This is a genomic window from Amnibacterium sp. (assembly GCF_051956055.1).
Lineage (GTDB): Bacteria > Actinomycetota > Actinomycetes > Actinomycetales > Microbacteriaceae > Amnibacterium.
In genome coordinates, this window is the sequence record NZ_JBQCGC010000046.1 from 15,319 (window position 1) to 27,675 (window position 12,357).

Consider the following 12,357-nt stretch of genomic DNA (forward strand, 5'->3'; position numbering starts at 1 on the left):
TCAGGCGTCCTCTCGCAGGGAGCGGCCGGTCACGGTGAGGAACACGTCGTCGAGGGTGGGCCGGCGCACCTCGATCGCCGCGAGCACGACGCCCGCGTCGTCGAGCGCGCGCACGAGCCCCGGCAGTCGATCGCCCACCTCGCGGACGCGCGCGGCGACCCGGACCCCGTCGACCTCCGGCGGCTCGTCCGGCCGCGCCGCGGCGAGCGCCGTGACCGCCGCGCCCACCTGCGACGGGTCGGCGACCGTGAGCTCGACGAGGTCCCCCGCGACCTGGCGCTTGAGCGCGTCGGGGGTGTCCGAGGCGACGATGCGGCCGTGGTCGATCACGAGGATGCGGTCGCAGAGCGCATCCGCCTCGTCGAGGTAGTGCGTGGTGAGGAACACCGTCGCGCCCCGCTCGGCGCGCAGTGCGGCGATGTGCTCCCAGAGATTCGCGCGCGCCTGCGGATCGAGTCCCGTCGTCGGCTCGTCGAGGAAGACGAGCCGCGGATCGTGCACGAGCCCCATCGCGATGTCGAGGCGCCTCCGCTGACCGCCGCTCATCGTCCGCGGCTTCCGCTCCCACAGCCCGTCCAGCTCGAGCTCGGCGAACAGCTCCCTGGCTCGCGCGGTCGCCGCTGCGCGCGAGACGCCGTAGAGCATCCCGTGGTCCACGACCTCCTCACCCGCCCGGGCCTCCGGCCCCGTCGACCCGCTCTGCGAGACGTAGCCGATCGACCTGCGCACCCCGACCGGGTCCTTCGCGACGTCGTGGCCCGCCACCACCGCCCGACCGCCGGTGGGCCGGATGAGCGTCGTGAGCATCCGGAGGGTCGTGGTCTTGCCCGCGCCGTTCGGCCCGAGGAACCCGACGATCTCCCCCGCGTCGACGCGGAGGTCCACCCCGTCGACCGCCCGGAGCTCGATGCGCTCCCTGCCACTTCGGGTGGGGAACGTCTTCGTCAGCCCTTCGACCTCGATCACCCGTCGAGTATTCAATATTGAATAGTCGTGGTCAAGAGGGGGCTTCGAGCTGCGGGAGGTAGTGCTGCCGGTCGCGGACCATCGCCCAGCCGGGGTCGTCGGCCGTGGGGGACCAGTCCCATCCCTCCTCGCCCGCGAACACGAACGTGCCGTCGACGACGAGGGCTCGGTATCGGCGGAGCCAGTCGAGCTGGACCCGGGCGAGGGCGTGCTCCAGCCCGAACCCCTCCGCGACGTGGGGCGGCACGGTGCGCTCCTGCTCCTGCGCCGCCTCGAGCCCCGACATCCGCTTGAGGACCGCCTCCAGCGCGCGGATCCGCTCCTCGACCGCCACCACGACGCCCTCCCGCGGGATGAACGGGGCCATCGCGAGCGCCGCGCGGAGGTCCGCGATGTCGACCCAGTCCACCACCGTCCGCAGCCCTCGGTCCACGAGGGCGGGGAACTCCTCGGCCCCCCGCTGCGTCGTGGTGTAGACGCTCACCGGGCGGCCGTTGACCCCGATGAGCTCGTGGCGCTCCACGAGGCCGGCCTTCTCCAGGCTCGTGAGCATCCCGTACACGGAGCCAGGATTGATGTTCGCCCAGCGGTCCACCTCCCAGCTGAGCAGCTCCCGTCGCAGCTGATAGGCGTTCGCCGGCTCGAAGATGCGCACGACCCCCAGTACCAGCAAGCGGGTGGCGAGGGCGGACACGGGGCGAGTGTAGGAGCGCGGCTCGGGGAGGATGGAGCCGTGCACCTTCACGACCGCGACCACCGCACCTTCGCCTCCGACAACTACGCGGGCGTGCTGCCCGAGGTCCTCGCCGCCATCGCGGACGCCAACGGCGGCCACCAGATCGCCTACGGCGAGGACGTGTACACCGCGAAGCTCGGGGAGGTGATCCGCGCCGAGTTCGGCGAGCAGGCCGAGGTGTTCCCCGTCTTCAACGGCACGGGCGCGAACGTCACGGCGCTCACGGCGCTCCTGCCGCGGTGGGGCGCGATCATCGCGACCGGATCCGCGCACATCCACACCGACGAGGCCGGCGCCCCCGAGCGCGTGAGCGGCCTCAAGCTCCTCGTCGTGCCCGCCGAGCACGGCAAGCTCACGCCCGCCGCCGCCGAGACGGAGGCGTGGGGCTGGGGCGACGAGCACCGGCCGCAGCCGCTCGCCGTCTCGATCACCCAGTCGACCGAGCTCGGCACCGTCTACACGCCGGACGAGGTGCGGGCGATCGCGGACTTCGCGCACGAGCGCGGGATGGCGGTGCACATGGATGGGGCCCGACTCTGGAACGCCGCCGCCGCGCTGGGCCTGCCCTTCTCCGCGTTCACGAAGGACGTGGGCGTCGACGTGCTGTCGCTCGGCGGGACGAAGAACGGGCTGCTCGGGGCGGAGGCGATCGTCGTGCTCGCGCCGGAGCGGGTCGATGGGCTGCAGTTCCTCCGCAAGATGAACATGCAGCTGGCGAGCAAGATGCGGTTCGCGAGCGCGCAGCTGCTCGCGCTCTTCGAGGACGGGCTCGGGGTCCGCACCGCCGCGCACGCGAACGCGATGGCCGCCCGCCTCCGGACGGCGCTCGAGCAGGTCGAGGGCGTCGCGTTCAGCCATCCCACGCAGGCGAACGCGGTCTTCGCCGAGCTCGATCTCGACGCGGCCGACCGGGTGCGGGAGCGGTACCGCTTCTACGACTGGGATCGCGCGAAGCGGCAGGTGCGCTGGATGTGCGCGTTCGACACGACGGAGGCGGACGTCGACGGCTTCGTCACCGCGGTGCGGGAGGCGCTGGCCTCCTGACGACGGGGCGCCTCGCCTCCCGCTCCGCGCGGCGCCGCCGTCCCGCGCCGACGGGGCGGGAGCATGGCTGGCGTGATGGGCGTCAACCATGCGACCAGCGGTGCCGCCGTGTGGTTCGCGGCGACCGCGGCGCTGCCGTCGTTCGGGACGGACGTCTACCCGCTCTCCCCCGCCGGCGTGCTGTCCGGGGCGGTCGTCTGCGCGGGCGCCGCCCTCCTGCCCGACGCGGATCACCACAGCGGCACGATCGCGCATTCGGTGCCGGTCGTGGGGAAGCTCGTCGCGCGGAGCATCGAGGACGCGAGCGGCGGCCACCGTCACGGCTTCCACACGGTGCTCGCAGGCGCACTCGTCACCCTCCTCGCGGTGCTCATCGGCCGGTTCGCCATGCCCGTCCCCGTGCTCGGGTCGGTGCCGATCGGGCCGGCGATCGCGACGGTCGGCCTCATCTGCTTCGCGGTGAAGGCGAGGGAGCTGGTCAGGTCGTGGGCCGCCGCGTGGCTGATCGGCGTCGTCGCGGCAGCCGCGGTCGTCGTCTTCGCCCCCGACAACCCGACCTGGTTCCCGATCGCGGTGGGGCTCGGCTTCCTCACCCACATCGCAGGCGACCTGCTCACGGTGGAGGGGGTCCCCTCCCTCACCTGGCCGGTGCAGGTCACCCCGCCGAAGCTGTGGACCCGCACGCCCGTGCTCAACGCCGTCTGGAAGCGCAACGGCTACATCGCGGTGCCCGTGCTCGGTCATGCGGGCAGCTGGCGGGAGACCGTGCTCGGCGGGTTCCTCGGTCTCTACTGCATCTACGCGGTCGTGGTTGTGGTGGCCCGAGCGGCGCACGTCCCCCTCACCGCGCTGGGCTGACGCGACGGATCCGGTCGTCTCCTCCGGAACGGAGCACGGAATCCGCACGATCTGGGCCGATCCTCAGGCCAGACCGTCAGCCACGGGATCCTCGCCTCCTTATGCTGTCGGCATGATCCGGATGGAGCGGGACGTGGTCGTCATCGGTGCCGGCGCGTGCGGGCTCACCGCGGCGAACCGGCTGAAGGCCGCGGGTGCGACGGTCGTCGTGGTGGAGGCGCGGGATCGCGTCGGTGGGCGGCTCTGGACCGACGAGTCGGCCGGTGTGCTGCTCGAGCTCGGCGGCCAGTGGGTCTCCCCCGACCAGACCGCGCTCCGCGGCGCGATCGAGAAGCTCGGGCTCGACACGTTCAGCCGATTCCGCGACGGCGAGAGCGTCTACGTCGGACCGGACGGGGCGGCGGTCCGCTTCACGGGCGACATCTTCCCGGCGGCGGCGGAGACGCAGGCCGAGATCGAGCGGATGATCGAGGTCCTCGACGGGCTCACCGCCGAGCTCGACCCCGACCGGCCGTGGGCGCACCCCCGCGCACGGGAGCTCGACGGGATCACCTGGCGCGCCTTCCTCGAGCAGCTGTCGGAGGATCCGGAGGCCAGGGCGAACATCGCGATGTTCACCGCCGAGGCGATGCTGACGAAGCCGTCGCACGCCTTCTCCGCCCTCCAGTCGCTGCTCATGGCCGCCTCCGCCGGCAGCTACTCCCACCTCGTCGACGCGGACTTCATCCTCGACAAGCGGGTCGTCGGCGGCCTCCAGCAGGTCCCGCTCCGCCTCGCCGAGGCGCTCGGCGACGACGTCCTGCTCGGGCGTCCGGTACGCCGGATCAGCTGGTCGGAGGACGGCGCCACGGTCGAGGCCGACGGCGGTCTGACGGTGACCGCGCGGCAGGTCGTGCTGGCCGTGCCGCCGAACCTGTACGACCGCATCGACTACGTGCCGAGCCTTCCGCTCCGCCGCCACGTGCTGCACCAGCACCTCTCGCTCGGCCTGGTCATCAAGGTCCACGCGGTCTACGACGAACCGTTCTGGCGCGCCGACGGCCTGTCCGGCACCGCCTTCAGCCCCTACCTGCCGGTGCACGAGGCGTACGACAACTCGAACCACGGCGACCCCCGCGGCATCCTCGTCGGGTTCGTGTCCGACGCCCGCGCCGATCGCCTCCTGGCCCTGGCCCCGGAGGCGCGGAGGACGGCGATCCTCGAGTCCCTGGCGCGCTACTACGGCGAGCGGGCGATGCACCCGACCGTCTACGTCGAGAGCGACTGGGGCAGCGAGGAGTGGACGCGGGGCGCCTACGCGGCGAGCTTCGACATGGGCGGCCTGGAGCGGTTCGGGGCGGACCTGCGGACGCCGGTGGGTCCCCTCCACTGGGCCTCGAGCGATCTCGCCGGGGCCGGCTACCAGCACGTCGACGGTGCGATCCGGATGGGCGACCGGGTCGCCGGGGAGGTGCTCGCGGCCCTCGCGGCCACGCCCGCCTGAGCCACCTCCCCTCGGGACGCCGCGCCTCGGACGGCGGCGCGTCAGAGGAAGCGGTGCATCACGTGCAGGCCGACGAAGCCGTGCGTGCGGCTCTCGAACGCCTCCGGGACGGTGCCGATGATACGGAACCCCAGCGACTCCCAGAGGTGCACGGCACCGGTGTTCGTCTCCACCACCGCGTTGAACTGCACCGCGCGGAAGCCGGCGGCCCTCGACCACGCGAGCACGTGCTCGCCGAGCGCGCGGCCGACACCCGCACCCCTGGCCTCCTCGCTCACCATGAAGCTCGCGGTGCCGACGTGGGCGCCCCGGCCTGGCCGGTTCGGTCCCATGGTCGCGGATCCGAGGATCCGGCCGTCGTCCTCCGCCACGACCACGCGGGGCTGGCCCATCCAGAGGGCCCGCGCCTCGTCCGACGAGAGGGCCGCCGGGTACGCGTAGGTCTCGCCGGCGTCGACGATCGCGCGGAAGAACGGGAAGATCGATGCCCAGTCCGTGTCTGCGGCCGGTCGGATCTGCACGCTCCACCGTACCGAGGCGCCACTAGCCTGAATCGCGCCCATGCCGAAGCCCTTCATCGCCCCCGTCGTGTTCGGCGTCCTCAATGTGACCCCGGACTCCTTCAGCGACGGCGGCCGCCACGCGGCCCCTGACGCGGCCGTCGGCCACGGGCAGGCCCTGATCCGGGCCGGCGCCGACGTGGTCGACGTCGGCGGGGAGTCGACCCGCCCCGGCGCGCAGCCGGTGGACCCGCAGGAGGAGCTCCGGCGCGTGCTCCCGGTCGTCGAGCGGCTCGTCTCGGGCGGCATCCGGGTCAGCATCGACACCCGGCGCGCGGCGGTCGCCGAGGCCGCGGTCGCCGCGGGCGCCACGACCGTGAACGACGTCGACGGCGGCCGCGACCCGGGTCTGCTCCGCGTGGCTGCGGCGAACCCCGTGGACCTGGTGCTGATGCACTCGCGCGGCCCTGCGGCGCGCGACGGCCGGTACCAGGACGTGGTGCGCGACACGGCCGCCGACCTCCGTCGCAGCGTCGACGCCGCTCTGGCGGCCGGGGTGCCCGCGGAGCGGATCGTCGTCGATCCGGGGATCGGGTTCAGCAAGTCCGCCGAGGAGAACTGGCGGCTCCTGGCGCACCTCGACGCCGTCCGGGTCGACGACCTGCGCATGCTCGTCGGCGTCTCGCGCAAGCGGTTCCTCGGCGAGCTGGTCGACGGCGCGCCGGAGACGCGCGACGGGGTCACCGCCGTGCTCTCCGCGCTGCTCGCGGAGCAGCGGGTCTGGGGCGTCCGCGTGCACGACCCGGCGACCACGGTCTCGGCCATCGAGGTCGTCCGACGCATGCGGGCGGCGGCATGAACGACCGGATCCTCCTCGCCGGCGTCCGGGGGCGCGGGTTCCACGGGGTCCTGCCGGAGGAGCGTGCGACCGGGCAGGAGTTCGTCGTCGACCTCGACCTGACGCTCGACCTCGCCGTCGCCGCGGCGACGGACCGCGTCGCCGCGACGGTGCACTACGGCGAGCTGGCGGAGGCGGTCGTCGCCGTCATCGAGGGCGAGCCGGTCGACCTGATCGAGACCCTCGCGCAGCGCATCGCGGACGTGGCACTCGCCCACGAGCTCGTCGAGCGCGTGGCGGTCACCGTCCACAAGCCCTCCGCGCCCATCCCCGTGCCGTTCGGCGACGTGGCAGTGCGCATCGAGCGGTCGAGGCCGACCTGGAGCGAACCGGTGGTCGTCGCGCTCGGCACCAACCTCGGCGACCGCGATCGCACGCTCGAGGACGCGGTCGCCGCGCTCCGCCGCCTCCCGGGCCTCGAGGTGGAGGCCGTCTCCACCGTCCACGAGACGGTGGCGGTGACCCTCGCGGGGCCGGACCCGACACGACCGCGCTACGGCAACGCCGTCGTCGTCGGGCGCACCTCGCTGGCGCCCGAGACGCTGCTCGCGGCCCTGCTCGGGATCGAGCGCGCGTTCGGTCGCGTGCGGGGCGAGCGATGGGGCGATCGCACGCTCGACCTCGATCTGATCACGCAGGGCGACCGCATCGTCGAGGTACCGGGGCTGGTCCTGCCGCATCCGCGCGCGCACGAGCGCGCGTTCGTGCTCGCGCCGTGGCTCGAGGTCGATCCCGACGCCGTGCTCCCCGGCCGCGGCCGGGTCCGGCACCTGCTGGCCGGAGCGGAGGAGCGGTGAGCGTCGACCTCGAGCGGGCGGAACGGGCCGTGGTGGAGTACCTGCGCGCCTTCGGCCTCGACCCGGACGGACCCGAGCTGGAGCGGACCGCCCACCGGGTCGCCCGGCTCGGGAGCGAGCTGTTCGCCGGGGTCGACATCGACCCGGTGCCCGAGCTCGCCGCATCCTCGGTGGCGGGGGCCGACGCGGACGGGCCCGTCGCGTTCCTCGACATCCCCTTCCGCTCGACCTGCGAGCACCACCTGCTCAAGTTCGCCGGCACCGTGTCGGTCGTGTACCTGCCGGCGGGTGAGGTCGCCGGGCTCGGCGCGATCGTCCGGGTGATCGAGACCGTCGCCGCGAGGCCGCAGGTGCAGGAGCGGTTCACGGACCAGGTCGCGGCCGCGCTCGAGGAGGGCCTCGGCGCCGCGGGCGTCATCGTGAGCGCGACCGCGGAGCACGACTGCGTGGCGATCCGCGGCCCCCGGATCCGCGGCGCGAGCGTCCGCACACTGGCAGCACGCGGCCGCTACGCGCAGGAGCCCGGTGCGGCGGAGGCCAGGGCGCGCCTGGGGCTCGCCGGCACGTAGGCCTCCCCGGCGCGGACGGGACTACGGCCGCGCAGCGCGACGCTGGACCCGACGGCCCGACGGCGTGCCCGGTTCCCACGTCTTCCGAGGAGGCACCATGCCCGCCGTCACCACCGATCGCCAGGCCCTCACCGCCGAGCCCATCGAGGAGATCCTCTCGATGCGCTGGTCGCCGCGGTCGTTCGATCCGGAGGCCGTCGTGACCGACGAGCAGGTCGTGTCGATGCTCGAAGCCGCCAGGTGGGCCGCCTCCGCATCGAACGTGCAGCCGAGGCGGTTCGTCGTCGGCAAGCGCGGCACCGACACCTTCGCCCGCATCGAGCGCCACCTGATGGGGTTCAACCGGGTGTGGGCGCCGAACGCGTCCCTCCTCGTGCTCGCCATCGCCGTGACCGGACCGGAGGGCGACGAGCCGGCTGGCCCCTACCGCTGGGCCGAGTACGACGCGGGACAGTCGATGGCGAACCTCGTCAGCCAGGCGCACGCGCTCGGGCTGCACGCCCATCCGATGGGCGGCATCGAGGTCGAGGGGCTCCGGGGCGAGTTCGCGCTCCCGGACCGCTTCGTGCCGGTCACCGTGACCGCGGTGGGCACCGTCGCCTCCCCCGACCTGCTGCCGGAGCGGTACCGCGAGCGCGAGACCGCGGAGCGCACGCGTCTCCCCCTCGACGAGCTGGTCCTCGCCCGCGACTGACCGCCTCGCTCCGGGGGTCCTCCGCGGCTGATGGGGCCGGGCGCGCGGCCCCATCAGCCGCGCAGAGCCCCCGGAGGCGTGCCGGGCGCGTCAGCCGAGGGCAGCGAGCAGGCGAGGGGTGAGCTCCGTGGGCTCGATCTGATCCGGCCACGCGTCGAGCTCGACGTTCCACGCGGCACGGGTGACGAAGGACGCCGCCACCTCCGGTTCGCCGCCCCCGTGACCCCCGCCGTCGAGGTGCCCGTGGTCGGTCGTCACCGCGACGAGCCACCGCTCCCCGGCCCGCGCGCGCTCGGCGACGGCCGCGAGCAGGCGGCCGAGGTGCGCGTCCGTGCGGGAGATCGCCTCGACGTACTGCCGGCTGATCGCCCCGTAGACGTGGCCGGCCTCGTCCACGCCGGAGAAGTAGACGAACGACACGTCGGGGCCGGCTCCGGCGAGCGCGGCGGCCGAGAACGCGGCGATCTCCGCGTCCTCGGTGCGGTACCCGTACGTCTCCCCGTCCCGCGCGATCACCCGATGGCGCTCGGCGCGCCGCTGCTCGTCGCGCGCGTGTATGACCGGCCCGATGCCCGCCGGGTCCACGAACGGCGGCCACGCGGCGGCGGCGAACGTCGACCGGGTCGGATCGGCGAAGAACGCGCGGCTCAGCAGGTCGGGGATCCCCGCGAGGCGGCTGCCGACGAAGGTGTTGTCGCTGATCCCGTGCTCCGCGGCCGTCGCTCCGGTGAGCAGCGTGGCCCAGACCGGACCGGAGATCGTCGGCACCGGGATCGTCATCCAGGTCGTGACCCCGCGCGCGACGAGGCCCCGGAGGTGCGGGGCGCGTTCCGCGGTCGCGAGGTCGAACCGGAGGCCGTCGATGCCGACGACGAGCACGTGCAGGCGGTCCATCCGTCGTCTGTACCGGCGGCAGGTGGCCGGGAGGTGTCCAGCACGGCACTCCGGGGGCCCTCCGCGGCTGTCGGGGTCCGGCACACCGCCCCATCAGCCGCGCGGGGCCCTCGGAGCGCTAGGCGACCGGGACCTCGAAGCGGCCCACGGCGAGGCCGTCCTCGACGGGGTCGACGTCGACGCGCACGGTGTCCCCGTCGCGCACCTCGCCCGCGAGCAGCGCCCGTGCCAGGCGGTCGTCGATCTCGCGCTGCATCAGCCGGCGCAGCGGCCGCGCGCCGTACAGCGGGTCGTAGCCGCGCTCGGCGAGCCAGCTCCGCGCCTCCGGGGTGACGGCGAGCTGCAGCCGCCGGTCCGCGAGCCGTCGCCCGAGCCGGTCGATGTACAGCTCCACGATCTGACCGAGGTCCTCCTCCGTCAGCGACTGGAACACGACGATGTCGTCGAGCCGGTTCACGAACTCCGGCTTGAACGCCTGCCGCACGAGCGCCTGGACCGCCTCCTCCTTCTGCGCCGCCGAGGTCGACGGGTCGATGAGGTACTGGCTGCCGAGGTTCGACGTGAGGACGAGGATCGTGTTGCGGAAGTCGACCGTCCTGCCCTGGCCGTCGGTCAACCGGCCGTCGTCGAGCACCTGGAGCAGGATGTCGAAGACCTCCGGGTGCGCCTTCTCGACCTCGTCGAGCAGGATGACCGAGTAGGGACGGCGTCGCACCGCCTCCGTCAGCTGGCCGCCCTGCTCGTAGCCGACGTACCCCGGAGGGGCGCCGACCAGCCGGGAGACCGAGAACTTCTCGCCGTACTCGCTCATGTCGATGCGGACCATCGCCCGCTCGTCGTCGAACAGGAACTCGGCGAGCGCCCTCGCGAGCTCGGTCTTGCCGACACCCGTCGGGCCGAGGAACAGGAAGGACCCGGTCGGCCTGCTGCTGTCCGCGATCCCGGCGCGCGTGCGCCGCACCGCGTCGGCGACCGCCCGCACGGCGGCCTTCTGTCCGATCAGCCGCTTGCCGAGCTCGGCCTCGAGCCGCAGCAGCTTCTGGGTCTCCCCCTGCAGCAGCCGGCCCATGGGGATGCCGGTCCACTGCGCCACGACCGCCGCGATGTCCTCGTCCGTCACCTGCTCGTTGACCATGCGGGGCTCGTCCGGGTGCTCCTCGGCCTGCTCGGCCGCGGCGAGCTCGCGCTCGATGACCGGGATCTCGCCGTACAGGAGCCGCGACGCCTCCTCGAGGTTCCCCTCGCGCTGCGCCCGCTCGGCGCGCATGCGGAGGGCGTCGACCTTCTCCTTCAGGTTCCCGACCCGGTTGAGGTCCGCGCGCTCGCGCTCCCACCTGGCCTGCAGGTCCCGGAGGCGCTCCTCGCGTCGCGCCAGGTCCGCGCGCAGCTTCTCGAGCCGGTCGCGGGAGGCGTCGTCCTTCTCGCGCTTGAGCGCCAGCTCCTCGAGCTTCAGGCGGTCGACCGAGCGGCGCAGCTCGTCGATCTCGACGGGCGCCGAGTCGATCTCCATCCGCAGCCGGCTGGCGGCCTCGTCGATGAGGTCGATCGCCTTGTCGGGGAGCTGACGGGAGGTGATGTAGCGGTTCGACAGCGCCGCCGCTGCGACGAGCGCCGAGTCGGCGATCGCGACCTTGTGGTGCGCCTCGTAGCGCTCCTTGAGGCCGCGGAGGATCGCGACGGTGTCGTCGACGGTCGGCTCGCCGACGAAGACCTGCTGGAAGCGGCGCTCGAGCGCCGCGTCCTTCTCGATGTACTCGCGGTACTCGTTGAGGGTGGTCGCGCCGATCATCCTGAGCTCCCCGCGGGCGAGCATGGGCTTCAGCATGTTGGCGGCCGCGACGCTCCCCTCGCCGCCTCCCGCGCCCATGAGCGTGTGGAGCTCGTCGATGAAGGTGATGATCTGCCCGGCGGACTCGTCGATCTCCTTGAGCACCGCCTTCAACCGCTCCTCGAACTCGCCGCGGTACTTCGCGCCCGCGACGAGCGCCGAGAGGTCGAGCGAGACGAGCCGCTTGTTCTTCAGCGAGTCGGCGACGTCGCCGGCCACGATCCGCTGAGCGAGCCCCTCGACGACGGCGGTCTTGCCGACACCGGGCTCGCCGATGAGCACGGGGTTGTTCTTGGTGCGCCGCGTGAGCACCTGGCTGACGCGTCGGATCTCGGTGTCGCGCCCGATGACGGGGTCGAGCTTGCCGGCGCGCGCGATCGCGGTGAGGTCGATGCCGTACTGCTCGAGCGCGCTCTTCGCGTTCTCCTGCGGCGCAGCGGCACCACGCATGTTGGCCATCGGAACCTGCTTTCTGAACGACGGGGAGGAGAAGTCCTACAGAGTTGAGTGCGGTCGGCTCAGGTTTATTCCGTGTCGTCCTGGTCGATCGGCCGCACGGTCTCCTGCGCGCGCCGCAGAGGCCGCCAGACCACGAGCTCGGTGCGGCGGGCGGCGCGGGTGCCGTGCCGGAGCGGCACGACGTCGCCCTGCGGCGATGAGGCGAAGACGCGGGCGCCCGGGCGTGAGAGCAGCTCATTGGCGAGCGCCGTCTCGAGCTGCCGCACCCGGTCCCGGAGGGCGACCACCTCGTTCTCGAGCTCCAGCACGCGCCTGATCCCCTCGAGGGAGACACCCTCGCCGGACAGGCGCTGCACCTCGCGCAGCTGCGCGACCTCGCGCAGCGAGTACCGGCGCGACTTGCCCGCCGTGCGGCGCGGGGAGACCAGCCCGAGCCGGTCGTACTGGCGCAGGGTCTGCGGATGCATGCCCGCCAGCTCCGCCGCGGAGGCGATCGGGAAGACGGGGTCGTCGGCATCCATCAGCGCACCCCTCCTCCCGCGACCGGTGGGGGGGTTGTTTGGGTTGTTTGGGGGGGGGGGGGGGGGGCCACACAAAAAAAACCAAACCGGGGGCACCCGGGGGCGCGCCC

Annotated in this window: 13 protein-coding genes; 7 read left to right on the plus strand and 6 right to left on the minus strand. The window is 73.3% G+C overall.

Annotated features, from left to right (window positions below; translation table 11 throughout):
• The gene (locus ACTHLI_RS07075; protein WP_440182449.1) at window positions 1-966 is read right to left on the minus strand and encodes an ATP-binding cassette domain-containing protein; all 966 of its coding nucleotides are present in this window, start codon (window positions 964-966) and stop codon (window positions 1-3) included.
• A gap of 31 nt (window positions 967-997) precedes the next feature.
• On the minus strand, window positions 998-1,660 hold the full coding sequence (locus tag ACTHLI_RS07080) for a PadR family transcriptional regulator (RefSeq protein ID WP_440182450.1): 663 nt from the start codon (window positions 1,658-1,660) through the stop codon (window positions 998-1,000).
• 39 nt (window positions 1,661-1,699) lie between these two features.
• On the opposite strand from ACTHLI_RS07080, the gene ACTHLI_RS07085 reads away from it, so the two are divergent.
• The 3 genes from ACTHLI_RS07085 (at window position 1,700) to ACTHLI_RS07095 (ending at window position 5,087) form a co-directional block, all read left to right on the plus strand.
• A complete protein-coding gene (locus ACTHLI_RS07085; protein WP_440182451.1) occupies window positions 1,700-2,746 on the plus strand; it encodes a threonine aldolase family protein in 1,047 nt (348 codons plus the stop codon).
• A 63-nt stretch (window positions 2,747-2,809) separates the two neighbouring features.
• A complete protein-coding gene (locus ACTHLI_RS07090; protein ID WP_440182452.1) occupies window positions 2,810-3,604 on the plus strand; it encodes a metal-dependent hydrolase in 795 nt (264 codons plus the stop codon).
• 112 nt (window positions 3,605-3,716) lie between these two features.
• Window positions 3,717-5,087, plus strand: a complete 1,371-nt coding sequence (locus tag ACTHLI_RS07095) for a flavin monoamine oxidase family protein (RefSeq protein ID WP_440182453.1) — start codon at window positions 3,717-3,719, stop codon at window positions 5,085-5,087.
• Window positions 5,088-5,128: 41 nt separating this feature from the next.
• Here the strand turns inward: ACTHLI_RS07095 and ACTHLI_RS07100 are convergent, their stop codons facing one another.
• Window positions 5,129-5,608: an N-acetyltransferase family protein gene (locus ACTHLI_RS07100; RefSeq protein ID WP_440182455.1), complete on the minus strand. Its 480-nt coding sequence runs from the start codon at window positions 5,606-5,608 to the stop codon at window positions 5,129-5,131.
• A gap of 40 nt (window positions 5,609-5,648) precedes the next feature.
• Here ACTHLI_RS07100 and folP point away from each other — a divergent pair, with 40 nt between their 5' ends.
• The 4 genes from folP to ACTHLI_RS07120 all read left to right on the plus strand — a co-directional run bounded on the left by folP (window position 5,649) and on the right by ACTHLI_RS07120 (window position 8,545).
• Window positions 5,649-6,446, plus strand: coding sequence for a dihydropteroate synthase (gene folP, locus ACTHLI_RS07105; RefSeq protein ID WP_440182456.1), 798 nt, complete (start codon window positions 5,649-5,651; stop codon window positions 6,444-6,446).
• Window positions 6,443-7,282 (plus strand): 2-amino-4-hydroxy-6-hydroxymethyldihydropteridine diphosphokinase, encoded by an 840-nt coding sequence (gene folK, locus ACTHLI_RS07110; protein WP_440182457.1) that lies wholly within the window; start codon window positions 6,443-6,445, stop codon window positions 7,280-7,282. Before folP ends, folK begins: the two co-directional genes overlap by 4 nt.
• Window positions 7,279-7,851: a GTP cyclohydrolase I gene (gene folE, locus ACTHLI_RS07115; RefSeq protein ID WP_440182459.1), complete on the plus strand. Its 573-nt coding sequence runs from the start codon at window positions 7,279-7,281 to the stop codon at window positions 7,849-7,851. The genes folK and folE overlap by 4 nt, the downstream gene beginning before the upstream one ends.
• A gap of 97 nt (window positions 7,852-7,948) precedes the next feature.
• The gene (locus ACTHLI_RS07120) at window positions 7,949-8,545 is read left to right on the plus strand and encodes a nitroreductase family protein (protein WP_440182460.1); all 597 of its coding nucleotides are present in this window, start codon (window positions 7,949-7,951) and stop codon (window positions 8,543-8,545) included.
• A 90-nt stretch (window positions 8,546-8,635) separates the two neighbouring features.
• On the opposite strand, the gene ACTHLI_RS07125 is transcribed toward ACTHLI_RS07120, so the two are convergent.
• The 3 genes from ACTHLI_RS07125 to ACTHLI_RS07135 form a co-directional block, all read right to left on the minus strand.
• Window positions 8,636-9,439 carry an alkaline phosphatase family protein gene (locus ACTHLI_RS07125; protein ID WP_440182461.1) on the minus strand — a complete coding sequence of 268 codons (804 nt, stop codon included), beginning with the start codon at window positions 9,437-9,439 and terminating at the stop codon, window positions 8,636-8,638.
• Between the two features lie 118 nt (window positions 9,440-9,557).
• Window positions 9,558-11,726, minus strand: coding sequence for an ATP-dependent Clp protease ATP-binding subunit (locus ACTHLI_RS07130; protein ID WP_440182462.1), 2,169 nt, complete (start codon window positions 11,724-11,726; stop codon window positions 9,558-9,560).
• A gap of 65 nt (window positions 11,727-11,791) precedes the next feature.
• Entirely contained in the window at window positions 11,792-12,247 is a 456-nt protein-coding gene (locus ACTHLI_RS07135; protein ID WP_440182463.1) for a heat shock protein transcriptional repressor HspR, read from the minus strand.
• Window positions 12,248-12,357 lie beyond the last annotated feature (110 nt).